Annotated in this window: 25 protein-coding genes; 10 read left to right on the top strand and 15 right to left on the bottom strand. The window is 73.9% G+C overall.

Annotation, left to right across the window (positions count from 1 at the left end):
* The first annotated feature begins 58 nt into the window (after positions 1-58).
* Positions 59-418 carry an ArsR/SmtB family transcription factor gene (locus ACZ6Y1_RS35265; protein WP_319731486.1) on the top strand — a complete coding sequence of 120 codons (360 nt, stop codon included), beginning with the start codon at positions 59-61 and terminating at the stop codon, positions 416-418.
* Between the two features lie 19 nt (positions 419-437).
* On the opposite strand, the gene ACZ6Y1_RS35260 is transcribed toward ACZ6Y1_RS35265, so the two are convergent.
* The 7 genes from ACZ6Y1_RS35260 to ACZ6Y1_RS35230 form a co-directional block, all read right to left on the bottom strand.
* A complete protein-coding gene (locus ACZ6Y1_RS35260; RefSeq protein WP_469639804.1) occupies positions 438-1,235 on the bottom strand; it encodes a hypothetical protein in 798 nt (265 codons plus the stop codon).
* A 56-nt stretch (positions 1,236-1,291) separates the two neighbouring features.
* Positions 1,292-1,798, bottom strand: a complete 507-nt coding sequence (locus ACZ6Y1_RS35255) for a DinB family protein (protein ID WP_469639802.1) — start codon at positions 1,796-1,798, stop codon at positions 1,292-1,294.
* Between the two features lie 67 nt (positions 1,799-1,865).
* A complete protein-coding gene (locus ACZ6Y1_RS35250; protein WP_469639800.1) occupies positions 1,866-2,087 on the bottom strand; it encodes a hypothetical protein in 222 nt (73 codons plus the stop codon).
* A gap of 95 nt (positions 2,088-2,182) precedes the next feature.
* Positions 2,183-3,349, bottom strand: a complete 1,167-nt coding sequence (locus tag ACZ6Y1_RS35245; protein ID WP_469639797.1) for a hypothetical protein — start codon at positions 3,347-3,349, stop codon at positions 2,183-2,185.
* Positions 3,346-4,458, bottom strand: a complete 1,113-nt coding sequence (locus ACZ6Y1_RS35240; RefSeq protein ID WP_469639795.1) for a sensor histidine kinase — start codon at positions 4,456-4,458, stop codon at positions 3,346-3,348. Before ACZ6Y1_RS35240 ends, ACZ6Y1_RS35245 begins: the two co-directional genes overlap by 4 nt.
* Positions 4,451-5,152 (bottom strand): response regulator transcription factor, encoded by a 702-nt coding sequence (locus tag ACZ6Y1_RS35235; protein WP_469639793.1) that lies wholly within the window; start codon positions 5,150-5,152, stop codon positions 4,451-4,453. Before ACZ6Y1_RS35235 ends, ACZ6Y1_RS35240 begins: the two co-directional genes overlap by 8 nt.
* A gap of 48 nt (positions 5,153-5,200) precedes the next feature.
* Entirely contained in the window at positions 5,201-5,917 is a 717-nt protein-coding gene (locus ACZ6Y1_RS35230; protein ID WP_469639790.1) for a VanZ family protein, read from the bottom strand.
* Between the two features lie 92 nt (positions 5,918-6,009).
* On the opposite strand from ACZ6Y1_RS35230, the gene ACZ6Y1_RS35225 reads away from it, so the two are divergent.
* From ACZ6Y1_RS35225 to ACZ6Y1_RS35215, 3 genes are all read left to right on the top strand, one after another.
* Positions 6,010-6,699: a 2-phosphosulfolactate phosphatase gene (locus ACZ6Y1_RS35225; RefSeq protein WP_469639788.1), complete on the top strand. Its 690-nt coding sequence runs from the start codon at positions 6,010-6,012 to the stop codon at positions 6,697-6,699.
* Between the two features lie 286 nt (positions 6,700-6,985).
* The gene (locus tag ACZ6Y1_RS35220; protein ID WP_469639786.1) at positions 6,986-8,818 is read left to right on the top strand and encodes an IPT/TIG domain-containing protein; all 1,833 of its coding nucleotides are present in this window, start codon (positions 6,986-6,988) and stop codon (positions 8,816-8,818) included.
* Between the two features lie 185 nt (positions 8,819-9,003).
* The gene (locus ACZ6Y1_RS35215) at positions 9,004-9,735 is read left to right on the top strand and encodes an SDR family NAD(P)-dependent oxidoreductase (RefSeq protein ID WP_469639784.1); all 732 of its coding nucleotides are present in this window, start codon (positions 9,004-9,006) and stop codon (positions 9,733-9,735) included.
* A 75-nt stretch (positions 9,736-9,810) separates the two neighbouring features.
* On the opposite strand, the gene ACZ6Y1_RS35210 is transcribed toward ACZ6Y1_RS35215, so the two are convergent.
* Together ACZ6Y1_RS35210 and ACZ6Y1_RS35205 are read right to left on the bottom strand one after the other, a co-directional pair.
* Positions 9,811-10,698, bottom strand: a complete 888-nt coding sequence (locus ACZ6Y1_RS35210) for a DUF4396 domain-containing protein (RefSeq protein WP_469639782.1) — start codon at positions 10,696-10,698, stop codon at positions 9,811-9,813.
* A gap of 33 nt (positions 10,699-10,731) precedes the next feature.
* On the bottom strand, positions 10,732-11,634 hold the full coding sequence (locus ACZ6Y1_RS35205) for a PhzF family phenazine biosynthesis protein (protein WP_469639780.1): 903 nt from the start codon (positions 11,632-11,634) through the stop codon (positions 10,732-10,734).
* A 726-nt stretch (positions 11,635-12,360) separates the two neighbouring features.
* Between ACZ6Y1_RS35205 and ACZ6Y1_RS35200 the strand changes: the two genes are divergently transcribed.
* On the top strand, positions 12,361-12,660 hold the full coding sequence (locus tag ACZ6Y1_RS35200) for a LysR family transcriptional regulator (protein WP_469639778.1): 300 nt from the start codon (positions 12,361-12,363) through the stop codon (positions 12,658-12,660).
* Between the two features lie 119 nt (positions 12,661-12,779).
* On the top strand, positions 12,780-13,736 hold the full coding sequence (locus ACZ6Y1_RS35195) for a MerR family transcriptional regulator (protein WP_469639776.1): 957 nt from the start codon (positions 12,780-12,782) through the stop codon (positions 13,734-13,736).
* A 32-nt stretch (positions 13,737-13,768) separates the two neighbouring features.
* Here the strand turns inward: ACZ6Y1_RS35195 and ACZ6Y1_RS35190 are convergent, their stop codons facing one another.
* The 3 genes from ACZ6Y1_RS35190 to ACZ6Y1_RS35180 form a co-directional block, all read right to left on the bottom strand.
* The gene (locus ACZ6Y1_RS35190; RefSeq protein WP_469639774.1) at positions 13,769-14,221 is read right to left on the bottom strand and encodes a hypothetical protein; all 453 of its coding nucleotides are present in this window, start codon (positions 14,219-14,221) and stop codon (positions 13,769-13,771) included.
* 214 nt (positions 14,222-14,435) lie between these two features.
* Entirely contained in the window at positions 14,436-15,344 is a 909-nt protein-coding gene (gene puuE, locus ACZ6Y1_RS35185; RefSeq protein WP_469639772.1) for an allantoinase PuuE, read from the bottom strand.
* An 87-nt stretch (positions 15,345-15,431) separates the two neighbouring features.
* Complete coding sequence (locus ACZ6Y1_RS35180) at positions 15,432-16,379, bottom strand: hypothetical protein (RefSeq protein WP_469639770.1); 948 nt, start codon at positions 16,377-16,379, stop codon at positions 15,432-15,434.
* A gap of 181 nt (positions 16,380-16,560) precedes the next feature.
* On the opposite strand from ACZ6Y1_RS35180, the gene ACZ6Y1_RS35175 reads away from it, so the two are divergent.
* Positions 16,561-16,866 carry a heavy-metal-associated domain-containing protein gene (locus ACZ6Y1_RS35175; protein WP_469639768.1) on the top strand — a complete coding sequence of 102 codons (306 nt, stop codon included), beginning with the start codon at positions 16,561-16,563 and terminating at the stop codon, positions 16,864-16,866.
* A 121-nt stretch (positions 16,867-16,987) separates the two neighbouring features.
* Positions 16,988-19,249, top strand: coding sequence for a heavy metal translocating P-type ATPase (locus tag ACZ6Y1_RS35170; protein ID WP_469639765.1), 2,262 nt, complete (start codon positions 16,988-16,990; stop codon positions 19,247-19,249).
* An 86-nt stretch (positions 19,250-19,335) separates the two neighbouring features.
* On the opposite strand, the gene ACZ6Y1_RS35165 is transcribed toward ACZ6Y1_RS35170, so the two are convergent.
* Positions 19,336-19,968: a hypothetical protein gene (locus tag ACZ6Y1_RS35165; protein WP_469639763.1), complete on the bottom strand. Its 633-nt coding sequence runs from the start codon at positions 19,966-19,968 to the stop codon at positions 19,336-19,338.
* Between ACZ6Y1_RS35165 and ACZ6Y1_RS35160 the strand changes: the two genes are divergently transcribed.
* Positions 19,951-21,471 (top strand): MFS transporter, encoded by a 1,521-nt coding sequence (locus ACZ6Y1_RS35160; protein ID WP_469639761.1) that lies wholly within the window; start codon positions 19,951-19,953, stop codon positions 21,469-21,471. The two genes, ACZ6Y1_RS35165 and ACZ6Y1_RS35160, sit on opposite strands and share 18 nt — an antisense overlap.
* 69 nt (positions 21,472-21,540) lie before the next feature.
* Here the strand turns inward: ACZ6Y1_RS35160 and ACZ6Y1_RS35155 are convergent, their stop codons facing one another.
* Positions 21,541-22,632: a mechanosensitive ion channel family protein gene (locus ACZ6Y1_RS35155; RefSeq protein WP_469639759.1), complete on the bottom strand. Its 1,092-nt coding sequence runs from the start codon at positions 22,630-22,632 to the stop codon at positions 21,541-21,543.
* 421 nt (positions 22,633-23,053) lie between these two features.
* Here ACZ6Y1_RS35155 and ACZ6Y1_RS35150 point away from each other — a divergent pair, with 421 nt between their 5' ends.
* Positions 23,054-23,698 carry a GAP family protein gene (locus ACZ6Y1_RS35150; protein WP_469639875.1) on the top strand — a complete coding sequence of 215 codons (645 nt, stop codon included), beginning with the start codon at positions 23,054-23,056 and terminating at the stop codon, positions 23,696-23,698.
* Between the two features lie 51 nt (positions 23,699-23,749).
* On the opposite strand, the gene ACZ6Y1_RS35145 is transcribed toward ACZ6Y1_RS35150, so the two are convergent.
* Positions 23,750-24,055, bottom strand: a complete 306-nt coding sequence (locus ACZ6Y1_RS35145) for a hypothetical protein (RefSeq protein ID WP_469639757.1) — start codon at positions 24,053-24,055, stop codon at positions 23,750-23,752.
* Between the last annotated feature and the right edge of the window lie 541 nt (positions 24,056-24,596).

Genomic DNA, 24,596 nt, shown 5'->3' with positions numbered 1-24,596 from the left:
CCGCCAGGACCGGCCGCTGGACCATGGATTGGTCGAACCCGGGTGGGAGTGTTGTCGCATGCAGGTGCCGCTGTACCAGGCCAAGGCGGAGTTCTTCCGCATGCTCGGACATCCCGTGCGGATCCGCGTACTGGAACTGCTGCAGAACGGCCCTGTTCCGGTGCGCGAACTGCTGAACGAGATCGAGATCGAACCGTCCAACCTCTCCCAACAGCTCGCGGTACTGCGCCGGTCCGGCATCGTGGTCTCCATCCGCGACGGATCCACGGTCAGTTACGCGCTGGCCGGCGGTGACGTGGCGGAATTGCTGCGGGCCGCGCGGCGCATCCTCACCGAGCTGCTGGCAGGGCAGAGCGAACTCCTCGCCGAACTCCGCCACGCGGACACCTCGGTGCACACGGGGCCGCCCACGCTGTGACGCGTGGACGACGACGTGATCAGAGGGGGATGACAGGCCGGGTGGAGAAGGAGTCGTACAGACCTTCGCCCTCCGGCCCGTACACGAACTCGGCGGCGAACGGGTTGCGGTTGGCCGTCGCCAGCGGCAGCCACCCCAGCAGGTTGCCGTAGCCGCCGCACACCGATTCGCCGCCGTCGCCGCCGTGCACCGCGGTGACGTCGCTCGTCAGCTCCGAGCGGTAGGTGTCGTAGGCGATGTGCAGACCCAGGGCGTTCAGGCCGTGGTGCGGTCCGGCGGGATCGCCGTAGGGGATCCGGTCGAGCGGGCAGTCACCGCCCCATCGGAAAAGGGTGCTCGCACCGGCCCCGCAGGCGTGCTCCCATTCATCGGAACTCGGCATCCGCAGCCCGCGCGCCGCGAGCACGGCCGGCATGTCCGCGGGGGGCTCGGACAGGTTCTCGTCCTCCACCGCCATGAGCACCGTCCCCAGGGTGACGCGCCGGCGCGGGCTCAGCACGTGCGCGAGGTACTCCCGCAGATCGAGGCCGTACCCGTAGCCCTCCTCCTGGCTCTCCTGGTAGTCGGCGGCCTGCTCGGGCGTCGGCCGCCAGGAGTCGGGGTCGAACCCCAGCACGACGGAGCCGCCCGGCACGAGCGCGAATTCCCGGGCGTCCCGCTCGATCCGGGCACGGTGCATCCGCGCACCGAGATGCTCGACCGCCTCGACGGCGACGAGGCGGCCGCCCGCCGCGTCGGCGGCCTGCTGCGCGACACGGCGGGCGGTGGCCGCGTCGAACGACTGCCACTGGTCGAAGGTGAGGCCGGAGAGAGACATGCGCCGCAGTCTTCCACGAGGGACCGACAACTCCCGCTCCGGGGGCGTCCGGCCCGTTACTCGCCGACGGCCCCGTCGATCGCCTCGCGCAGCAGATCGGCGTGCCCGTTGTGCCGTGCGTACTCCTCGATCATGTGGGTGAGGACGTAGCGGAGCGAGATCTCCTCGCCGCGGAACCCGACGGTGTCGTCGAGCGAACCGACGGAGGCGACCACGGCGCGGGCTCGGGCGCACTCCTCGCGCCACACCTCGAACGCCTCGGCGACATCGGCGTCCTCGACGTCGAACTCGGCGAAGGTGCCGTCGGCCTCGCCGGGCCAGGGCACCTTGACGTCCTCGGCGTTCACGACGAGACGGAACCAGCTCCGCTCGACCGATGCCGCGTGCCGCACCAGGCCGAGGAGCGTGAGCCCCGAGGTCGGGACCGCCCTCCGCTTCAGCTGTTCGCCGGTCAGCCCGGCGCACTTCATGGCGAGGGTCGCCCGCTGGTAGTCGAGGAAGGAGGTGAGCGACGCACGGTCACCGGCCACCTTCGAGGGGTGTATGCGCTGATCATCGTTCATCGGACGATGATGACAAAGGCGCCTCCCACCGGGCCGCACCGGCCCTGCGGCGGCCCGGTGGGGTCCGCTACGACGTCGTCCGGTACGAGGCCGCCGGTGCGGCCAGCCGCGCGCCGAGACGGCAGCGCAGCTCCTCGGCGGCCTCGCGGACCTCCTCGGAGCGGGTCTCGTCCCCGAGGATGCCGAGCAGCACCATGACGGCCCGCGCCTCGTCCTCGCTGATCAGCTTCAGCCGCCCGTCGGTGGGCCGGTCGAGGAGCACGTCGAGAAGGTCTTCGTCCCTGTCCATATGGGGAACAACGCCGCGTCGGGCGGCGCGTCACCCGTGGGCCGAGACCCCGGCCGGCGAGTCGGCCGGCGATGTCGGCCGCGCCCCGGCCGTCGTCACTGACCCGCGGTGAGCGCCCCCGCGCGCAGGAACTCCAGCCGACGCCGGACGGCCTCCGTGGCTCCGGGCCGCCGTCCCGGGACGCGGCCCCGCAAGGAGACCAGGCGCGGCCCGAGTTCCCGGGCGCGTCGCGGGTCCTGGAGCTGCTGCCACTGGTGGTGCGCCCGGTCCACGGCCGCCTGCACCCCCGGGCTGTCCGGGGACTCGTGGCGGGCCAGGCGGGCATCGGCGGCCGCCATCCACAGCTCGCAGCTGCCTCCCGCGTCGTCGGCGACGTGGGCCAGATCGGCCCGGACCTCCAGCCAGTGGACGGCCTCGACGGACCCCGCGCCGCTGGTCCGCACGGCCCAGCGCTCCCACTGCGCCGCGAGCGCCGCTGCCTCGCCGTGGCGCCCGGCGTGCGCGATGGCGAGGATCGCGGGCAGCGGATCCCCGGCCGCCGTCGCCGGAGCCGGAGCCGGAGCCGCAGCCGCAGCGGGAGCCGGAGCCGCAGCCGTAGCCGGTGGCGTGTGCGCCGGCGCGGAGTCCACGGCGAGGAGGAGCGCCCCGTCGTGGCCGGCCTGGGCGGCGGCCCTGGCGTGGAGCTCGTCCGGCGGCGGGTTCAGTCCGCTGCGCCAGATGGTGGCGACGGCCTGGAGGTACGACGGTTCCGCGGGGGGCCGGTTGCGGGCCGGCGGCGGTGTCACCCGGCCGTGGAGCCGTATCCCGGGTCCGAGCGTGAGACCGTACGCGGCGATCTCCTGCCAGGCCTCGGGGGCGGCGACCAGGTCGACCAGGACCCTCGTCGAGTCGGGGCGCCGCGGCTTCAGTTCGCCGACCAGCCAGTCCCACGGCAGCCCCGAGTACCGCAGGGTCGCGGGAGTGGACCGGGCCAGGGCCAGGTGCAGCCGGTGCTGCCGCGCGTCGAGCTGGAGCTGCCCGGTGATGAGGAGACTGAGCGGCCCCGGGGCCGCGGCGGCCGCGCGCACGCGGGTGAGCACCGTCTGCTGGTCCATCGGGTCGGCGAGCTCGACGATCGTGCCGGCCGGGGTTCCGGTGAGGGTGCTGGGTGGGACGGCCGCGAGGGTGGGCAGGACGCCGGTGGCGTTGATGAGCCGGCTCCTGCCCGTCGGCGCGGCCGCGAGGAGCAGTGCGGTCCCCGCCGTGTTCTCGCCTTTGATCACATGAGCACCGTACGCTCTCCCGGCCCCGGCGTGCCCCCGCCCGGAAAACGGACCGTGACGAGGAGACCGCCGGCGGGCCGGGGGAGGAGTTCCAGGGTTCCGTCATGGGCCCGGACGATGCTCTGCACGAGGGCGAGGCCGAGGCCGACGCCGGCGTGCTCGTCGGTGCGCACGCGTTCCGTTCCGCGCTGGAACGGCTCGGTGAGCGTCGGCACCAGTTCCGGTGGCACCGCGTGCCCGGTGTTCTCGACCCGCAGCACGCACGTGCCCTGCCGGGCCTCGGTGCGGACCGTCACGGCGCCGCCGGCGGGGAGGTTGTGGACGATCGCGTTCTGGACGAGGTTCGTCACCATCCGCAGCAGGAGCTCGGCGGAGCCCCTGGTCCATGCCGGTCCGCCGGTGACGTCGAGCGCGACGCCGCGCCGTTCGGCGAGCGGGAGCAGGGATTCCGCCGCTTCCTCGGCGACGAGGGAGAGGTCGACGGGCTCACGGGCGAAGGCGCCGCGGTCGCTGCGGCTGAGGACCAGGAGGGCCTCGGTGAGGCCGATCGCGCGCGCGTTGACGCTCTGCAGGCGTTCGAGGACCTCGTCCCGGTCACGCGTGGGGTCCTTGCGGGCCACGTCGAGCAGCGTCTGCGTGATGGCCAGCGGGGTGCGCAGTTCGTGGGAGGCGTTCGCGGCGAACCTCCGCTGCTCGGCGACGTGCGACTCCAGCCGGCCGAGCATGGTGTCGAACGCGTCGGCGAGCTCACGGAACTCGTCCTGCCGCCCTTCCATGCGGATCCGGTGGGACAGCGACCCCTCCCCGGCCGTCCGCGCCGCGGCCGTGATCCGGGTGAGCGGCGCGAGCATCCGCCCTGCGAGGATCCAGCCCCCGACGAGGCCGAACACGAGCAGGAAGGCCATCGCCACGGCCGCGGCGGGCGCGAACATGTGCACCAGGAGGTAGCGGTTGGGCGAGATCCCCAGCAGCCCCTGGGAGTTGTCGGGTACGTAGCGCAGCAGGAACGCCCACACCACGGCCAGCAGCAGGGCCCCGGCGACGGCGAGGAATCCGGCGTAGCTGAGGGTGAGCTTCAGCCGGGCACTGAGCCCCGGGCGTCTACGCATCCGAATCACGGGCGGGGGTGGCGGCGCCGTCGGGTCCCGTGCCGATGCGGTAGCCGACGCCCGGCACCGTGACGATGACCCATGGCTCGCCGAGCCGTTTGCGCAGGGCGGAGACGGTGATGCGGACGGCGTTGGTGAAGGGGTCGGCGTTCGAGTCCCAGGCCCGTTCCAGCAGCTCCTCGGAGCTGACGACGCCGCCCTCCGCGGCGACCAGTACTTCGAGTACCGCGAACTGCTTGCGGGTCAGCGCGACATGGCGTCCGTCGCGGAAGACCTCCCGGCGGAAGGGGTCGAGCCGCAGGCCCGCGAGCTCACGGACCGGCGGCCGGGCGTGGGCGCGCCTGCGGTCGAGCGCCCGCAGCCGCAGGACGAGCTCCCGCAGTTCGAACGGCTTGGTGAGGTAGTCGTCCGCACCGAGCTCGAACCCGGACGCCTTGTCGTCGATCCGGTCGGCGGCGGTGAGCATGAGGATCGGCATGCCGCTGCCCGAGGCGACGATGCGCCGGGCGACCTCGTCGCCGGAGGGGCCGGGGATGTCGCGGTCGAGCACGGCGAGGTCGTAGGAGTTGACCCTCAGCATCTCCAGGGCGGAGTCGCCGTCGCCGGCGATGTCGGCGGCGATCGCCTCCAGCCGCAGACCGTCACGGACGGCCTCCGCCAGGTACGGCTCGTCCTCCACGATCAGTACGCGCATGTCCGAAGCCTAAGCAGCACCGCGTATCGGCGGCGTATCCGACGCCGCTCAGCCCGCCGGCTCCAGTGCCGGATCCTGCGCGGGACGAGCACCGTCCGACGGCGCGGACGCCGTGGTGCGCCACCAGGCGCGCGAGGCCCACCCGGCCAGCACCGCCCCGACGGCGTTGACCAGTACGTCGTCCACGGAGGACACCCGGTCCAGCCGCAGGACGTACTGCGCGGCCTCGACCAGGACCGAGCAGCCCGCCCCGAGCGCCAGGATCCGCGGCAGCGACGCGAGCGCCGCGAACCGCATCGGGGCGAAGAACCCCAGCGACGCGAAGACCAGCAGGTTCCCGACGATCCCGAGCGGCCCCATCGTGGCCAGGTCCCGCAGCGGCACCATGCTCACCCGGCCGGGGACGACGCCGGCACCGGCGCCGGGCATCATGGTCAGCCAGACGAACGGCACCGTCCCGTGGACCATTCCCACCTCGGCGAGCGACATCCGCCACGCCCCCGCGACACCGGCGGCGCGCCGCCGCCGCGCCAGGAGCCAGGCCACCAGCACGGCCGGCGGCAGTGCGACCAGCGTCATCAGCACCACACCGTTGAACGTGTCGAAGCAGCCGTGCCACCGCCCGGCCATGCACATGGGAGCGGACATCATGAGCGGCCGCCGCATGACGACCAGGAGACCCGCCAAGCCGAGGATCGCCACGGCGAGGAACACGATCCGGCGCGTGCGGCGGGGCGGGGCTGACGGAGATGCGCTGTGGTCCATGCACCCATGGGAACCGGAGGGCCGTTGCGGTGGCGTATGCGATTTTCCATACACCCGCGATACACCGGCCGGACGTACGCAATCATGATCGAATGGACACTCGATTCCTCGGCATCCCGCAGCTCGCCGAAGCCCCGTCGTCCGCGGCGGTCGTGGTCGACGTCATGCGCGCTTTCACGGTGGCCGCCTGGCTCTTCGCCCGGGGAGCCGAGAAGATCGTGCTCGCCGGCTCGCTGGACGAGGCCCGCGAGCTCACGGCACGCCACCCGGAATGGGTGGCGCTCAAGGACGGTCCGCCCGCGCCCGGGTTCGAGCTGGTCAACTCGCCCGGCCTGCTGCGCTCCGTCGACCTCGGCGGCCGGACCGTGGTGCAGAAGACCACGGCCGGGACGGTCGGCGCCCTCGCGGTCAAGGACGCCCCGCTGGTGCTGTGCGCCGGCTTCGTGGTGGCGGAGGCCACGGCCCGGTTCCTGCGTACCCGCGCCTGCGAGAGCGTCACGTTCGTGGTCACCGGCGAGGACGGGCGGGCCGAAGAGGACCTGGCGTGCGCCCAGTACATCGCGGGGAGGGCCACCGGGGCCGGGACGGACGCGGCCGGGTACCTCCGCCGCGCGGCGCGGTCGCGTGCCGCCGCCGAGCTGGCGCGGGGGCTGCGCGAAGGGGCCCACCCCGACGACGTCGCGCTCTGCCTCGAGCTCGACAGGTTCCCCTTCGCCATGGTCGCGGCCGTGGAGGACTCCCTGATGGTCCTGCGCCCGTACGCCGTACCCCCGGCCGGCTGACTCCCGGTCTCCGGACCAGCGGCGCCGACCCGGACACCGGCAAGGGCGTGACGGCCGTCGTCGAGCGCTTCCCGGAATCCGGCCGACCCGGAATCTCCACCCCCGGCACGGAATATTCGTACGCGTGAGCCGATCCGGTTCCCCTGTCGGATTTTCCGGCGGGGCAGAAGTGACGATCCGGCATTTCGCGCCCGCCGCGCGCCCGCCGCTGCGATGCTTCCGCCGTCATCACCGGGCCGCCGCTCCGCGAGCGGTCCTCGATACCGGCTCCGAGGGGGAGACTTCGATGTCATCGATCGCCGTGTCACGCGGGCCGAGACCCTGGTGGCGGAGCCGCCTGCTGGCCGTGGCCGCGTCGTCCGCGCTGGCCGCGGGCGGCCTGACGGTCCTGGCGGAACCGGCGGCGGCCGAAGGGGTGTGCGCCGCACCGGTCGTGGCGGACGGCGTCACCACGATCACCTGCACGGCGGGCGGCTCCGGAAGCCTCACCGTGCCCGACGACGTCTCCAGTGCCGTGGTCACCCTCGACGGCGCGGGCGGCGGCAGCGCCTACGACGGCACACCGGGCGGCAAGGGCGCCCACCTCGTGGCGACCGTCCCCGCGACGCCCGGGCAGACGTTCGACGTCACCGTCGGAAAGCGTGGGGCCAACGCGGCCGCGAACACGCAGTTCGGCGCCCCCGGGTCCGGCGGCGCCCTCGTCGCGGTCACGACGGCCGCCAACGCCCCCCTGCTGACAGCCGGTTCGGGCGGCGGGGCGGGCGGACCGGGCATCGGCTCCCCGGCTTACCCGGGAGCGCCCGGCGGCGACAGCGGCAGCGCGGGGGCCGACGGCAACGGCCAGGTCCCCGACGCCCAGGGCGGCACGGGCGGAGGCCCGGGCACCGACACCGCCGGCGGGACGGCGGGGACCGGGGGTTTCGGCACGGACAACGAGGGCGCGAACGGCTCCCCGGGCTCCTACCCCAACGGCCCAGGCGGCTCAGCCGCGCAAGGGGTCTTCAGCCCGACCGGCGCCGGCGGGCGCGGCGGCGCCGGGTACGGCGGCGGAGGCCGGGGAGGCGCCGGCGGCCGGTACGGCACCACCGGCGGCGGGGGCGGTGGCGGAGGCGGCGGATCCAGCCTGGTCTCCGGCACGGTCCCCGGCTCACCGGTCACGCTGACCAACGGCGCCAACGCCGGAGACGGCCGCATCGTGTTCGCGTTCCACCGGGACGCTCCCACGGTCACCGGCGTCAGCCCCGCCACCGGACCCGCCGCGGGCGGCACCGCGGTGACGGTCACCGGCACGAACCTGGCGGGCGCCGGCATCACCTTCGGCGCGGGCAACCCCGCCACCGGAGTCACCTGCACCCCCGTCTCGTGCACCGCCACCGCACCGGCCGGCACCGGCACGGTGGACGTACAGGCCACCACCTCCGGCGGCACCAGCGCACCGTCCGCCGCCGACCGCTTCACCTACGTCCCCGTACCCGTGGTGACCTCGCTCAGCCCGTCCACGGGCACGACGGACGGCGGTACCGCTGTCACGGTGGGCGGCACCGGCCTCAGCGGCGCCACCTCGCTCACCTTCGGCCCCGGCAACCCGGCCGGCGCCCTGTCCTGCACCGCCACCGCGTGCACGGCCACGGCCCCCGCGCACGCCGCGGGCCCCGTCGACGTACAGGTCACCACGCCCGGCGGCACCAGCGCCGTGGCCGCCGCGGGCCGGTACACGTACCAGGTCCCGCCCGCCGACATCGACGTGGACCTGACCGCGCAGCCCGGCGCGAGCCTCCTCGTCCCGTACCTCACCTACACGCTCACGGCCCGGAACGCCGGCCCGGGTACGGTCACTTCGGCCACGCTCACGGCGACCCTGCCGCCCGGCTCGTCCGCCGGATCCCTTTCTCCGGGGTGCACCGCCCTGGGGGCCACCGTGACCTGCGTCTACGGCACGATCGCCGCCGGCTCCGCCCCGGCCAGGACGTTCCGCGTACCGCTCAGCCTGCTCTCGCTGGGCCGCGTCTCGGTCACCGCCACACGGACGGCGTCCGCCCCGACCGACCCCGACACGCTCAACGACAGCGCGACGGCCTCCTGCACGGTCGTCTCGGTCCTCCTGGCCACCTGTCCCTGATCCCCGGACGGCACCCGGCCCCGCACACCCCCGCCGCCTCGCGAGCCCACCGGCTCGCGGGGCCGCGGCCGTTGCGGGCCGGGACCGGGCCTTGACTTCCCCGGGCCGCCGCCCGACCCTCGGGCGCGCATCCCCGGCCGTTCCGTCGGGGGCCACGGCTCGGAGGACGACGTATGGGGCGACGTATGGGACAGCTCGACGGCAAGGTCGCGGTCGTCACGGGAGGTTCGTCCGGCATCGGCCTGGCGATCGCCACCCGCTTCGTCCAGGAGGGCGCCCGGGTCTTCCTCACCGGCCGGCGGAAGGCCGAACTCGCCCGGGCCGCCGCCGCGCTGGGCGGCTCGGCGACCGCCGTCCCGGGGGACGTGACCCGCGAGGCCGACCTGCTCCGCCTCCGCACGGCGGTGGAGGAGACCGGCAGCCCTCTCGACATCCTCGTGGTCAACGCCGGGGGCGGCCGGCCCGCCGGACTCGCCGATCTCACCCGGGACCAGTTCGACCGGACCACGGACCTCAACTTCAAGGCGGCCTTCTTCACCGTGCAGCGGGCACTGCCCCTCTTCGAGGACGGCGGGTCGATCATCCTGCTCGGCTCGGCGTCCGGCTCCGGCGGCTCCAGGAGCTTCGGCGTCTACGCCGCGACGAAGGCCGCCGTCCGCTCGATGGCCCGCAGCATGGCCCTGGAACTGGCCGGCCGCGGGATCCGTGTCAACACGCTCAGCCCCGGCCCGATCGCCACCCCGTCCCTGGTTCAGGCCCCCGCCGAGGTCATCGAGGAGGCGACGGCCCGCGTCCCCCTCGGCCGCCCCGGCCGCCCCGAGGAGGTCGCCGCGGCCGCGCTGTTCCTCGCCTCGGACGAAAGCAGTTACGTCACCGGGATCGAACTCTTCGTGGACGGCGGGGCGCGCCAGGTCTGAGGGGGCCTCAGCGGCTCGCCCGTCCGGCCCCGGACGGGCGGTTGCGGCCTCTCCCGGAGAAAGGATGCGGCGGGATCACATGGTCAGATGCCCGAAAACGCCGGCGACCAGGACTCCGGCGCCGAAGACGAGGAAGCTGACCACCGCCATGACGGCGAGCCGGCGGCGGCCGACCCCCGCCTGCATCGTGTGGTGGTCGTGCCCTCCGGCATCCCCGGAGTCCGGCCCGCCGGAGAGGGCCCCGCCGGAGAGGGCCCCGCCGGAGAGGGCTGCGCCGGCGAGGGCCGTGCTCGCGGCCAGCGGCACCGGCTCCGCATCACGGACGGTCACCATGCCGTGCTTGAGCCCCTGGTCAACCAGCCACCAGTTCATGGGCAGCGCCACCAGGAAACCGGCGCACAGGGCGATGGACATGATGAACCAGAAGGTGGGACCTGTAGGAGCGGGGTGGGGCACGGTGTTGGTCATCCAGGGGTTCATGACCGCCGTCATGCCGCCCATGACCGCGTTCATGGACAGCAGCTCCGCCATGAACGTCTTCTTCAGTGACGCGCGGTAGCCGCCGAACATGCTCTTCATGAAGAGGGCCTGGAAGACCGTCCAGCCGAACAGGAAGCCCAGCGCGTACTCGCACAGCAGCTCCGCCCACGGCTGGAGCCCCAGGTTGTAGGTGATCACCGCTGCCACGAGGATGCCGACGCCGTCACCGGCCACGCAGTGCATGGTGGAGCCGACGACCTGCCGCCACTTGGCCGCCACGTACTGCTCGTGCGTGCCGGGCAGCGGCTCACGGCAGCTCACCGCGTACATCAGGGCGCCGAAGAGGCTGCTGAAAGCGGTGATGATGACGAAGCCCCACTTCATCACCGCCGCTTCCGGCGTCCTGCGGATGTCGACGGCGACGAACGCCACCGCCACGGCCACTTGAAGGAACCACAGCAGCATCACGCCTTCGAGCAGCACGGATGCCTCCTGTCGGTCACTGCCGACAGCCTGTCAGGCCTGCCGGCGGCCGGCCACTCGGAGTCCGGCGACCGTGGCGGTGCCTCCCACGCGGACCCGCACGCCCGACGGCCCGGGACGCGCCGTGGCGGTGACGGTGGCGGGACTGCCGACCGCGTCGCCCATGTCGACGGCGATGCGCGTGATGCCCCGCCCCGCCAGACGGGCGGCCAGGCAGGCGGTGCTGTTCGCGTTGGCGATGTCCTCCGGGACCCCGATCGACGGCGCGAACATCCGGGCCGCCAGCTCACCCGTCGGCGAGGGCGGCGAGTGGACGTACGCACCCAGCAGCCCCAGCCGGTCGCAGGCGTCCCGCAACCCGTCGAGGTCCGGGTCCAGGGCGGCGAGCGCGGCGCGGCTCGCGACGGGCACGAGCAGCCGCTCCCGCCCCACCCCGGCCACCCGTACCTGCGAGGCGGCGGCCTCCGCGGCGGCACCGAGCGCGGGAAGCGCCAGGCCCAGCTCGGCGGCGGTCGGGGACCGAAGAGCGACGGGGCCGGGGTCGAAGCCCGCGGAGAAGTGCGCCCCGTTCCGCCGCACCGCCCAGCCGTCGAACACGCGTGTGGAGGTCCGGAGGGTGACCCGGTACTCGGCCCCGGCCCCGGCCCCGTCCCCCGCCCGGGAGGCGAGGAAGGCCAGCGCGGCGACCGTACCGTGTCCGCAGGCGGGCAGCTCGCCCTCGGAGGTGAAGAAGCGGACGCGGACTCCGGGCGGCTCGGCCGTGCCCGGGCCCGGCACACGGAGGAAGACGGCGTGCGAGGTCCCGCTTTCCAGGGGCACGCGCCGGCGGTCCTCGTCGCCCAGCCGTTCGTCGTCGGCCACCACCGCCGTGGGGCTGCCGCCGGCGCCTCCGCGCAGACAGGCGTGGACGACCGCGGTCGTATCGGGCACGTCCATGTCGATGGGATTCCTCTCCGCCCGTCGCCGACGCCGGGGTGTCCGCCGGGCCGGAACGTCTCCTGGGCAAGTGCGCCCCGGACGCGGTCTGCCGCCCGGCAGCCCCCGGCAGGGGTGCCGCGCGGTCCTCGTCCACCTCCCCGCCACGGCGGGACCGAACCGGCGAAGTGTACGTCGCAGCACCGCTGTTCGGGGAGGAGCACCTCGAAGGGCCCCTCGCCCCGCCGGACCCGCCCCAGGGCCCGGAAGTACCCGAAGCGTCGACTCCCGGGGCGAGTAGCACGAGCACCCCCGCCTCCTGACCCGGCGCGGCGCCGAAGGCGTGGACGGTACCCGGCGGGACCACCACGAGGCCGCCCGCACCCACGGTCCCCACCCGGTCACCGCCGGGGCCGTCGGGGCCGCCCCTGTCGCGTGTGCGGTCCGCGTCGTCCCCGCCGGACAGGCGGAACCGGGCGGTGCCCGCCACGACGTGGAACACCTCCGTCGACCGGGCGTGGTGGAGCGGGCCCGCACCATCGGCCCCGGCGGCCGGCTTCAGCAGATCGGCGCCCACCGCGCCACCGGTGTCGGCGGCGTCGGCGAGCAGCCGGATCCCGGCTCCCCCGGGCAGTGCCATGTGCTCGGCCGGGAACAACCCGTCGGCCGGCGCCGGTTGAGGATCACGGCCATCTCGGACCGAGGTGGCCGGCGGGGGAGACGCCGTCGTACCGGGGGAGCACGAGCGTGGAACCGAGACAGCTGAGGTACTTCGTCGCGGTGGCCGAAGAGGGCGGTTTCGGCCGGGCCGCCGGCCGTCTGGGCATCCTCCAGTCCGCGGTCAGCACCCAGGTGCGCCGCCTGGAGCGGCAGCTCGGACCGGTGCTGTCCGACCGCGGCGCGCGCCGCACCGTCCTGACGGCCCCGGGCGAGGCATTGCGCGAAGGCGAGCTCGACGAGGCCTTCGTACGCGGCGAGCCGGTCGCCCTGCCCGGCATCAGCCTCCTGGAGGCCTGGCAGGGCCCCGGCCCCGGGCCGACCCCATGACCCGCCGTGCCGGAGGGGCCGCCCGGCCCGTCCCCGCACAGGCTGCCGGCGGCCCTGCCCGGCGCCGGGGCATCGACGGGGTTGAGTCTCCAGTGACTGGAGACAGCAGAGTGGGAGCCATGGACGCCACGACCCTCTGCTCGATCGGGGAGCTCTCCCGCCGGACCGGCCTGCCCGTCAGGACCATCCGGTTCTACTCCGACGCGGGGCTGGTGGCGCCGACCACCCGAAGCCCCGCCGGCTACCGGCTCTACGGCCTCGACGCACTGCTCCGCCTGGAACTCCTGCGTACCCTGCGTGAGCTGGGCATGGACCTGGCCACGATCCAGCGGGTACTGGACCGCGAGCTCTCGGTGGCGGAAGTGGCCGCGGCGCACGCCGATGCCGTGGACGCCCGGATCCGGGTGCTGCAACTGCGTCGGAGCGTTCTGCGAGCCGTGGCCGGAAGCGGCTCCAGTCCCGAGGAGATCAAGCTCATGCACCGGCTCACGCAGTTGTCCGGCGAGGAACGCCGACGTCTGATCGACGACTTCCTGGCCGACACGTTCGGCAGCCCCGGCACGGAGGAAGGCGCGCCCGCCGCAGCGGCGATGGTTCGCGCTGCCACTCCCGACCTCCCCGACGACCCGTCCACCGAGCAGATCGCCGCCTGGGTGGAGCTCGTCGAACTGCTCGGCGACGGGGATTTCCGGGCGCGGATGCGCCGCACGGCCGCCTACCAGGCCGCCGGAGGCCGGCTCGGCATCGAGGGCGAGGCCGGCGAGGAGCTGACGGACCTCGTCCGCCGGAAGGTGGCCGAGGCCGTGGAGTCGGACATCGACCCGTTCGACCACCGGGCCCGCCCGGTCGTCGACGAGCTCGTGCACCGTTTCGCCGAGCATTTCGAGCGCACCCCCGACGCCGCCTTCCGGGACTGGCTGGCCCGGCGGTTCGAGGAGGCCCACGATCCGCGCGTGGACCGGTACTGGCGGCTGGTGTGGATCCTCAACGGCTGGCAGGTGGTACCGGGCCTGAGCCCGGTCCACCCCTGGCTCATCCGGGCCCTGCGTGCCGACCGTGACGTTTCGAGCGGGTGAGCGGCTGCGGAAGAACGCGTGGGCCCGTCCCGTTACTGCACCTCTGTCGTGACGGTCCACGGCACGAGGACGAGCGGGCAGGTGCGACCGGGGTCGGGGCGGCAGTGGCGCACGGCGGTGATCGTGCTGACGCCGGGTTCTTCGGCGTGGAAGACGGCCTGAGCACCACCGTTCGGTGTCGTGCTCCCTGCGGTCCGCCGGAGCACCAGGGGGACGCTGGAGACCGGAACGCTCCAGGTGTAGGTGAGTCCGTCGGCGCGGTAGCTGGAGAGCCTGACCTCGACGTCGTCACCGAGCTGCAGGACGACGTTGTGGCCGTCGTCCGTGTTGGTCAGCGTCACCCGGGTGGCCGCCGAAGCCGGACCCGCCGCGGCCGGACCCGCCGTAGCCGGACGGGGCTGGGCCGTGGCCGGTACGGAGGCTGTGACCGCGGTCAGGGCGAGCCCTACGGCCAGTGGGACGGCAGCGTACTTCGATGTCTTCATGTCTTCCCCAACGGTCGTCGGACCAGGCCGAACGGGCTCGGTGTCGAGGAACCAGCTTGGCCCGCACAAGGGGTGGACATATGGGCATCGATCGCGAACTGCCCGATCGGATGACCACAGATCACCCCTGTGGCTCTCGCTCGCGACCTGACGGTGCCGCACGCCCTCGGGCCGCTGCCGGCCGACTACGTGGACCGGTGCTCGGCGCCCGCGTTCAGCGGGGCGGCGGGTGCATGGCCAGCCAGTGACGCGCGATCTGTTCCCGCGTCGCGACCCACGCCCCGCCGCGCCGGGCGACGTGCTCCAGGAAACCGTCGAGGGCCCGGATGCGGCCGGGCCGGCCGATGATCCGGCAGTGCATGCCGACGCTCATCATGCGCGGACGGTCGGCGCCCTCGGCGTGGAGCGCGTCGAACGCGTCCACGAGGTAGGCGAGCATGTCGTCGGCGGTGGTGAAGCCGTGCACGATCAGGAACTTGAAGTCGTTGGTGTCGAGGCTGTACGGGAGCACGAGGTGCGGCCGCCCGGCGGCCTCCACGTAGTACGGCAGGTCGTCGGAGTAGTCGTCGGAGTCGTAGAGGAAGCCGCCCTCCTCCGCGACGAGCCGCCGCGTGCTGCCGCTCGTACGTCCGGTGTACCAGCCGACGGGCCGGCGCCCGACGAGCCGCTCGATCGTCCGGACCGAGCGCGCGATGTCGGTGCGCTCCACGTCCTCGGGCACGTGCCGGTAGTCGATCCACCGCCAGCCGTGGCCCGCCACCTCCCACCCCGCACGGCCCATCGCCCGCGCCGCGTCGGGGTTCCGCTCCAGGGCCCGGCCCACGGCGTGGACGGTGAGCGGCGCCCCGTGCGCCGCCAGGGTGCGGTGGACGCGCCAGAACCCGGCGCGCGAGCCGTAGGCGAACATCGACTCCACGTTCAGATCGCGCCCGCCCACCACGGGCGGCGCGCCGACGACCTCGTGCAGGTACCCCTCGGAGGCGGCATCCCCTTCGAGGACGCTCTGCTCCCCGCCCTCCTCGTAGTTGAGTACGAGACTGACGGCGACCCGCGCACCGCCGGGCCAGGCGGCGTGCGGCGGCTCGGCGCCGTAACCGATGAGATCGCGCTCATGCTCGGACACGGGGCGCACCCTACCGCCGACGGGGCCCGCGCCGGCGGGTAGCGGCCCCGACTCGGCCTCCCCCTCCCGTACGGAGCAGGCGCCCGGTCAGTGGGAGTGCCCTGCGGGCTCGTCTGCGGATGCGCCCGTGCGGACGGTGAAGGACGCCGTGCGGACCTTGCCCCCGTGCTGGAAGTCCAGGAACAGCCGGTACGTGCCGGCGCTCGGGGCCGTGGCGGTGAAGGAGACCTCGGGGCCGCGGCCGCCCGGGTTGGGGTGGACGTGGAGGTAGGCGAGGTCGCCGTCGCGCAGGGCGACCAGGTGGCCGTACGCGCCGAGGTAGGGCTCCAGGTCCGTGACGGGCTTTCCGTCCTTGCTGACGGTGAGCCTGAGCTCGCCCGCCCTGCCCGGGTCGAGGGTGCCGCCCAGCGTGACGCCGTACCCGTCGGCCTCCGCCGTCGCTGCGGCCGGTGGCATCGGGGCGGGGGCGTACGTGCCGGGCACGGAGAGGTCCGCGCCGAGGGTGATGCCCTTCGCGCCGTCGGCGGCCGGGGTGAAGTCGGCGAAGGCCTTGTAGCCGCCCGCCGCGGGCAGGTCCACCGGTGTCGACCACGTCCCGTCCGCCGCCCGGACCGGGTGGAGGTGCCGGTAGACCGTGAGGTCGCGCGAGGCGACGATGAAGTGCAGCTCCTTGCCGTGCTCGGTCCGGAACGCCGTGACCTTGCGGCCGTCCCGGTCCTGGATGGAGAACCTGAGCTCCGCGGGGCCCGGTCCGACCTGCCGCGTGTCCAGGGACAGCGTGTATCCGGCGTCCGAAACCTGCAGGCCCCCGGGCGCGGATGCCGGGGCGGCGGGCCCCGTGGCTTCACGGTGCTCGCCGTGCCCGTCCCCGTCTGCGCCCGGCGCGCCCGGTGCGCCCGCCTGCGCGGAGTGACCCGAGTGCGCCGCCTTCTCCGGAGTGCCCACCGGGCCGACCCCCTTACCGACTCCGTACGCGGTTCCGAAGGCCGCCGTGAGCGCGGCGGCGAAGGCGGTGATCTTCAGTCCGGTGTTCATGTCTGCTCTCCCGTAAGGGCGTTGTGGGATGCCGCGGCGGCTGCCGGGCGTCCGTCACGATACCCCCCTGGGGTATGAAGTCAAGGGGAGTGGATCTCTTGCGCTCCATACCTCCTGGGGGTATACCTGTGGTCGTCGATATCAATACCCCCCTTGGGTATCCGAGCGAACGGAGAGATCCATGTCCTGCTGTACTCCCGAAGGCACCTGCGGCACGAACGCCGGGACCGCGGCGACCGGCACCGCGACCGCCGCGGCCGTCGCGGACACCGCCGTCAGCACCGCCTACCGCGTGTCGGGCATGACCTGCGGACACTGCCGGGCGGCCATCGCCAAGCCGGTCACCGCGCTCGACGGCGTCGTCTCCGTCGACGTGGACGTGGACGGCGGTCTCGTCACGGTGACCACCGTCGGCGAGCCCGACGACGAGGCCGTCGCGGCGGCGATCGACGGCGCCGGCTACGAGCTCACCGGCCGCGCCGCCTGACGGCCGGCCCGACCGCCCCCGCGCCGGGGCCCGCCCAGACTGCCGTGCGAACGGCCCGCCCGGGCCGGGGCCCGGGCCCCGGCCCCCACCCCCTCCCGCGCACGAACGAGGAGCAGCATCCATGACCACCAGCACCGTCGGCGCCGCCGAGGTCGAACTCGCCATCGGCGGCATGACCTGCGCCTCGTGCGCCGCCCGCATCGAGAAGAAGCTCAACCGCATGGACGGCGTCGAGGCGACCGTCAACTACGCGACGGAGAAGGCCAAGGTCACCTTCGACGCGGACGGCGTCTCCGTCGCGGACCTGATCGCCACCGTCGAGGCCACCGGCTACACCGCGCAGGAACCCGCGCCGGTCCGTACGGACGACGCCGGAGCCGCCGACGGCCCGGCGGGGGAGCAGGACGAACTGCGCCCGCTGCGACAGCGCCTCGTCACCGCCGTGTCCCTCGCCCTCCCCGTCATCGCGATGGCGATGGTCCCGGCGCTCCAGATCGAGTACTGGCAGTGGCTCTCGCTGACCCTGGCCGCGCCCGTCGTCACCTACGCGGCCTGGCCCTTCCACCGCGCGGCCTGGACCAACGCCAGGCACGGCGCGGCCACCATGGACACCCTGATCTCGGTGGGCACGACGGCCGCGTTCCTGTGGTCGCTGTGGGCGCTGTTCCTCGGCACCGCCGGCACCCCCGGCATGACCCACGCCTTCGAGTTCACGATCGCCCGCACCGACGGAGCAGGCAACATCTACCTGGAGGCGGCGGCCGGAGTCACCGCCTTCATCCTGGCCGGCCGCTACTTCGAGGCCAAGTCCAAGCGCAAGGCCGGAGCCGCCCTCAAGGCGCTGATGGAACTGGGCGCCAAGGAGGTCACGGTGCTGCGCGGCGGCCGCGAGGTCACCGTGCCCACGGCCGAACTCCAGGTCGGGGACCGCTTCCTGGTCCGCCCCGGCGAGAAGATCGCCACCGACGGCATCGTCACCGAGGGCTCGTCGGCCGTGGACGCCTCCATGCTCACCGGCGAATCCGTACCCGTCGAGGTCGGCGCGGGCGACCCCGTCACCGGTGCCACCCTGAACGCCGGCGGCCGTCTGGTGGTCGAGGCCACCCGCGTGGGCGCCGACACCCAACTGGCCCGGATGGCGAAGCTCGTCGAGGACGCCCAGAACGGCAAGGCCGCCGCCCAGCGGCTCGCGGACAGGATCTCCGCGGTCTTCGTACCCGTCGTCATCGGCCTCGCGCTGGCCACCCTCGGCTTCTGGCTCGGCTCCGGCGCCGGACTCACGGCGGCCTTCACCCCCGCCGTCGCCGTGCTGATCATCGCCTGCCCCTGCGCCCTGGGACTCGCCACCCCCACCGCCCTCATGGTCGGCACCGGCCGCGGCGCCCAGCTCGGCATCCTCATCAAGGGCCCCGAGGTCCTGGAAACCACCCGCAAGGTCGACACCATCGTCCTCGACAAGACCGGCACCGTCACCACCGGCAGGATGACCCTCCTCGCCGTGCACACCACGGACGACACCGACGAGACCGAAGTCCTGCGCCTCGCGGGCGCCCTGGAGCACGCCTCCGAGCACCCCATCGCACAGGCCGTCGCCACCGGCGCGGCCGCAGAGGCCGGCCCCCTTCCCACCCCCGAACACTTCGCCAACGTCCCCGGCCTCGGCGTCCAGGGCGTCGTGGAGGGCCACGCCGTCCTCGTGGGACGAGACAAGCTCCTCGCCGAGTGGGCCATCGAGCTGCCCGTGCACCTGGAGCGCGCCAAGGCCCGGGCCGAGGCGGCCGGCCGTACCGCGATCGCCGTCGCCTGGGACGGCGAGGCCCGCGCGGTCCTGGAGGTCGCCGACGCGGTCAAGGAGACCAGCGCCGAGGCGATCCGGCGACTGCGCGAGCTCGGCCTCACCCCCATCCTCCTGACCGGCGACAACCGCGCCGTGGCCGAAGCCGTCGCGGCCGAGGTCGGCATCGAGCAGGTCATCGCCGAGGTCATGCCGCAGGACAAGGTCGACGTCGTCAAGAAGCTCCAGGCCGAGGGCCGCAGCGTGGCCATGGTGGGCGACGGAGTCAACGACGCGGCGGCACTCGCCCAGGCCGACCTGGGCCTGGCCGTGGGAACCGGCACCGACGCCGCGATCGAGGCGGGCGACCTGACCCTCGTACGAGGAGACCTGCGGGCCGCGGCCGACGCCATCCGCCTCGCCCGCAAGACCCTCGGCACCATCCGCTCGAACCTGTTCTGGGCCTTCGCCTACAACGTCGCCGCCCTCCCGCTCGCCGCCGCCGGCCTCCTCAACCCGATGATCGCGGGAGCGGCCATGGCCTTCTCCTCGGTCTTCGTGGTCGGCAACAGCCTTCGTCTGCGCGGCTTCCGGGCCGCCACCGGCTGACGCCCCGCCGGGGGGAGCCCGCCGCGTGAAGGGCCGGTGCGCCGCACCGGCCCTTCACGCACGCAGCGGGACGGCCGGCGGGACGATCAGGAGGCGGGGCGGTCCCAGTGGACGAGCTCGGCCATCATGCGCAGCTGGTCGGCGCGTGCTTCCAGCCGGCTCGCCGACCGCGTGCCCCGCGTGCGCGCCGCCGCCTCGCGCAGACCGGGCAGCAGGCCGCCCAGAACCGCTCCCGCCTCCGGATTCGGCCGGTCCGCCGACAGGTAGACGTCCACCTGTGCGACCACCGCTCGCTCCAGGCCGGTCAGCCCCTCACGGCGCAGCTCCGCGGCCGGCGGCACCGGCAGGCACGACCACCGCAACACCATCGCCCGGTGGGCGTGGTGCAGGTCGGGGCCGGCCCAACGAGGTGCCGCCGCCCAGGCCCGGTCGGCCGCCGACGGCGTGCGCCGGTGCGCCTCGCGCTTCTCGCCGGTCCGGCGGCGGGCGAACTCCGCCCACTCGGCCGTGCGCGCGTCCCGGCTGCGCTCCAGCCGCTCCAGAGCCGTCACCATGGCCCGCGGGTCGCGGCGTACGTCCCCGAACAGGCCCAGGTAGGCGTAGGTGTACGGGTAACCGAACGGGGCGTACAGGACGATCGCACTGCCCAGAGCGGCACCGCGCCGGGCAGGACTCAGGCGCTCGTCACGGACGCGGCGGGCATGCACGGCGAAGCTCACGCCCCCCATCCTGCCCGCGGCCGGGCCATGTCGTGCGGGCCGCCCGCTCGTTGGGGACGAGTGTCGTCCGCGCGCCGTCCTTCCGCCGAAGGCCCCTCCTCTCCCCGCCCGCACCTCGTCGTCGCCGCCATGGGCTGCGCGGGGGGCATGGTCATGTTGGACCAGACGGTCGTCGCCGTCGCCCTCGACCCGGTGGCACGGAGCCTGGGCTTCACCACCTTCGCCCTGCACGCCGTGGTGCTCGTCTACAGCCTGGCGGCCGCCGCGTTCACACCGGTCGGAGCCATGGCCTCACGCCGCTTCGGCCTCCTGCGCACCTTCCGGTGCGGGACCGCCGTGTTCATGGTCGCCTCCGGACTCTGCGGCCTCACGCCGGGCGGGGACGCCGCCGAGCCGTACCTGCTCACGGCCAGGGCCGTGCAGGGCGTCGGCGCCGCCCTGATGCTGCCGGTGGCCACGACGCTGATCGCGGACGTGTACGAGGAGCGGGAACGCGGCCGGGCACTCGCCGCGTACGCGGGACTGGCACAGATCCTCTTCGTCATGGGCCCCGTGGTGGGGGCGGTCCTCATCGTGTGCTTCGGATGGCGGTCCGTCTTCCTCGTCAACGTGCCCGTCGGCGCGCTGACCCTCTGGATGATCGGCCGGGCGCGCGTCCGCACGGAGGGCGGGGGCGGCGCGCTCACCGTGGGCCAGCCCCTCGCCGTCATCCTCTCGCTGGGCCTGCTCGTCTGGGGGCTCTACCAGTGCGGAGTCCGGGGCGTCACCGATCCGGGGACCTTCACCGCCCTGGCGACGGGCTCGCTGATGCTGGCCCTGACCGTGCGGCTCGTCCTGCGGTCCCCGCGGCCCCTCGTGGACCTGCGGCTGCTGCTCATCCGCCCGTACGCCGTGGAAGTGTCCCTCACCTTCCTGGTGCAGGCCGCGCAGCTCATCGTGATCGTGCACGGCACGCTGTTCCTGCGGCAGACCCTGCACCTGTCGATCCCGGCCACCGGCACGGCCCTGATCCCCCTGGTCGCCTCACTGACCACGGGCACCTTCCTGTCCGGGTACCTGCTGGACCGCTTCCGGTCGATCCGGGTGCCCGTCCTGCTGGGCCTGACCGCCGCCACGACGGGTGCGGTGGCCTGGACGGCCGCGCTGCCGTCGGGGGAGTACCGCTGGCTGGTCCCCGGGATGGCCCTCGTGGGACTGGGGATGGGTCTGCCGGTTCCCGCCCTGAGCGCGGAGATGATGCGCGCGGTCCCCGCCGACCGGCGGCCCGACGCGTCCGTCGTCCGGCAGACGCTCCGCCAGCTGGGCGGGGCGATCGGCCTGGCGGCCGCGGGAGCCGTGGTCCTCGGCATCAACAGCGACGCGGCGGACGAGGCCGGCATCGTCAGCGCCGCTGCCACCCCCGGCGCCTTCACGGTGGCGAGCTGCGCCCTGGGCGCCGCCCTCCTCCTCGCGGCCACGGCCCTGCCGAAGGGCGGGCCCGCCGCCGCGCCGCCGCGTGCGTGAGGACCCGGCACCCCATGCGGTGATGCCCCCGCCGCGCGGTCCGGGGATTCCGCAGGGGGCGTGCGGTCCCTAGTCCCGTCCGTTCCCCGTCAGCACGGAGGACACGGCATCGCGCTGGTGGGGGACCGACGCCCCCCACGACTCGACCGAGACCGTCTGCCTGGGGGCGGGGATGGAGATGCCCTCGGCCCGGTACCGCTCGTGCAGGCGCTTGATGAACGCGTGCTTGATCCGGTACTGGTCGCTGAACTCGCTCACGCCCAGGATCACCGTGAAGTTGATCCTGGAGTCCCCGAACGTGTGGAAGCGGACGAGGGCCTCGTGATCGGCGACCCCGCCGGACACGTCGGCCATCACGCCGTCGACGACCTCGAGCGTGACCCGCTCGACGTGCTCCAGGTCGCTGTCGTACCCGACTCCCACCTGGACCAGGATCGACAGCTTCTGTTCCGGCTGGGTGAAGTTGGTCATGTTCGTCCGTGCGAGACGGCCGTTCGGGATGATCACGAGGTTGTTCGACAGGTTGCGCACCACGGTGTTGCGCCAGTTGATGTCGACGACGTACCCCTCCTCGCCGCTGCTGAGCCGGATGTAGTCGCCGGGCTGCACCGTCTTCGACGCGAGGATGTGCACGCCCGCGAAGAGGTTGGCCAGGGTGTCCTGCAGCGCCAGGGCGACCGCCAGACCGCCCACGCCGAGCGCCGTGAGCAGCGGAGCGATGGACACGCCCATGGTTTCGAGGGCGACGAGCCCGCCCATGGTCAGTACGACGACTCGGGCGATGTTGACGAAGATGGTCGCCGACCCGGCCACACCCGTACGGGACTGCGCCAGCGACTGCACGAGTCCCGCGACGCCGCGGGCCGCCGAGACCGTGGCGATGAGGATGAGCACGGCGATCAGCGAATCGTTCACGAGCCCCGTGACTCGCGTGGTGAGGGGCAGCGCCGACGCCGCCACGGCCGCGCCCCCGATGACGGCGGCCCAGGGCGCGAGCGTGCGCAGCGCGTCGACGATGATGTCGTCCCCGCTCCAGGCCGTCCGGCTCGCGTGGCCGCCCAGCCACCGCAGGAGTGCCCGCAGCAGCAACGCGGCCGCGACACCCGCCGCCATCGCGACGGCGGCCACCACCCAGTCGTGCAGGAGGAGGTCCCGGCTCACAGGACTCCCTCCGGAGCGAGAGGGTCCGGGCGGACGGCGAGCGGGACCGCCGGCCGGCGTATGTGTCGTGTCGTCACTTCTTCACCTGTCAGATCGTGCTGTACGGAGCCCCGTTCGAGCGGGTGTGCGCACTCGACCGGGCTGCCATCCTGCCCCACGGGCAGCCCGGCCCCGCAGGTGGGCCCGGGTCTCCGCGATCGACGGCACGGCCCGCGGGATCCGCGGGGAGAGGCTTTCGGGGGTATCGGCGTGGCCCGCTTGACCCGCCCGGCCGGGGGCCGCAGAGTCGGGACGCGGCGCCACGCGTGCGCCGGACCCCTGCCGGCCGGGCACGCCGCGCATGCCGCACGCCCGTGCACGCCCGCGTACAACGCCCGTCCGGGAAGCCGGCCGGCCTTCAACCCCGGGAGTGGCCGTGCCGATGGTCGTCGACCTGGTCGTGATCGGCACGGCCATCACGCTCGGCCCGTTGCACAACAGCGGTTTCATCCTGCTGCTCGGATCGCGCCGCGGCGTGCGCAAGGGCCTCACGTTCCTGCTGTCCTGGCTGGCCAACCTGGTCGTGGTGATCGCCTGCGTCGTGCTGCTGACCGGCGGGACGCCGCCCGCCCACCACAGCACGCCGTCGACCGCCGCGGACGCGGCGAAGCTGGCGTTCGGCGTCGGCCTGGTGCTCTTCGGCGTCCACCGCTTCCGCCGGCCTCCCCGCCCGCGCAAGCCGCCGGGCTGGACGGCCCGTATCGACAACGCCTCGCTCGGCGCGACCGCGGCACTCGCGTGGCTGCTCCAGCCCTGGGCGCTGGTCGGCGCCGGCGCCGCCACGGCCGTCGACGCCGACCTCTCCTCCCTCTCCGACTGGCTCGCCCTGACCGCCTACTGCCTGCTGGCCACCCTCAGCCTCATGGTCATGGAGCTGTACGCCGTCCGGGCCCCGGAGACCGCCGACGCCCGGCTGAACGGCCTGCGGACCTGGCTGGAGCAACACCAGGACCAGCTGATCGTCGCCCTCTCGCTGCTGGCCGGGCTCTGGCTCACGGCCAGCGGTACCTACGCACTCGTGGCCTGAGGGCGGCCCGCCCGCGGGCAGGCGGGCCCGCGGGCCGCTGTCGGCCGTCCCCTACAGGTCCCCGGACTCCTCCACGTCGCAGTCCGTGAAGGCGGGCGGCCGCGTGGAGAGGGCCGCGAGCTGCTTGGCGAGCTCGGCCGTCTCCGGCGCGTCGCTGTTGGCCATGGCGTCCTCGTAGGAGTCGAACTCGACCACGGCGAGATAGCGGTTCGGATTGGCCCGGTCCCGCAGCAGGGTGCGGTGCGTGGGGCCGAGCTTGCGGCCTTCGGCCCGTGCCGTCTGCTCGTACTGGTGGATGAGTTCGCGAATCTCGTCGGCGCGCTCGGTCTCGAAGTCGATGATCTGCGCGAACTTCATGGGTCCTCCTGGTGCGAGGCGGCCCCCGCGGTCCGGGAGCCCTTCCCGTCCAAGCAATCACCGGCCTCCGGACCCGGCAACTCCGCGCGCGGCCGTTCGGCGCGCGCGCCGGTACGGATGCATCGAGCGCCCCCCGACCCCGGGGAGTCCGCGGCCGGTCGCATACCGTGACGTTCGGGGCCTCCGGCGGTGAGGCGCCCCACAGGACCCACGTCACATACGAGCCGCGGTAGTGGTCCTTGAACGTGCCGCAAGGCCCGTCGTCGACCTCCCGGCGGAGAGGCTGCCGGGCGCGTCCTGCGAGGGCGTCTAGTAGGTGGGGTCGTTGCCAGGGGTCGGGGGCGTGGGTAGAACTGGGTGAGTCGCCGGGCGGCACGGGTGCTTCACCCGCCGCCCACGAACCCCTCTCCTTCGCGTGAGTGGCTCACGCATGCCTCTGGTGTGCCCGCGACTGCTCCTGTTCCCGTCGGAAGGTCTTTTCCGTGTCCAACGCCGTCATCCGCCGTATCGCCGCTTCGAAGAAGACCCTCGCGGGTTCCGT

The sequence above is a fragment of the Streptomyces sp. NPDC053432 genome (assembly GCF_055585365.1).
The sequence above is the reverse complement of the archived record's forward strand: the minus strand, read 5'-3'. Positions and strand labels throughout refer to the sequence as shown.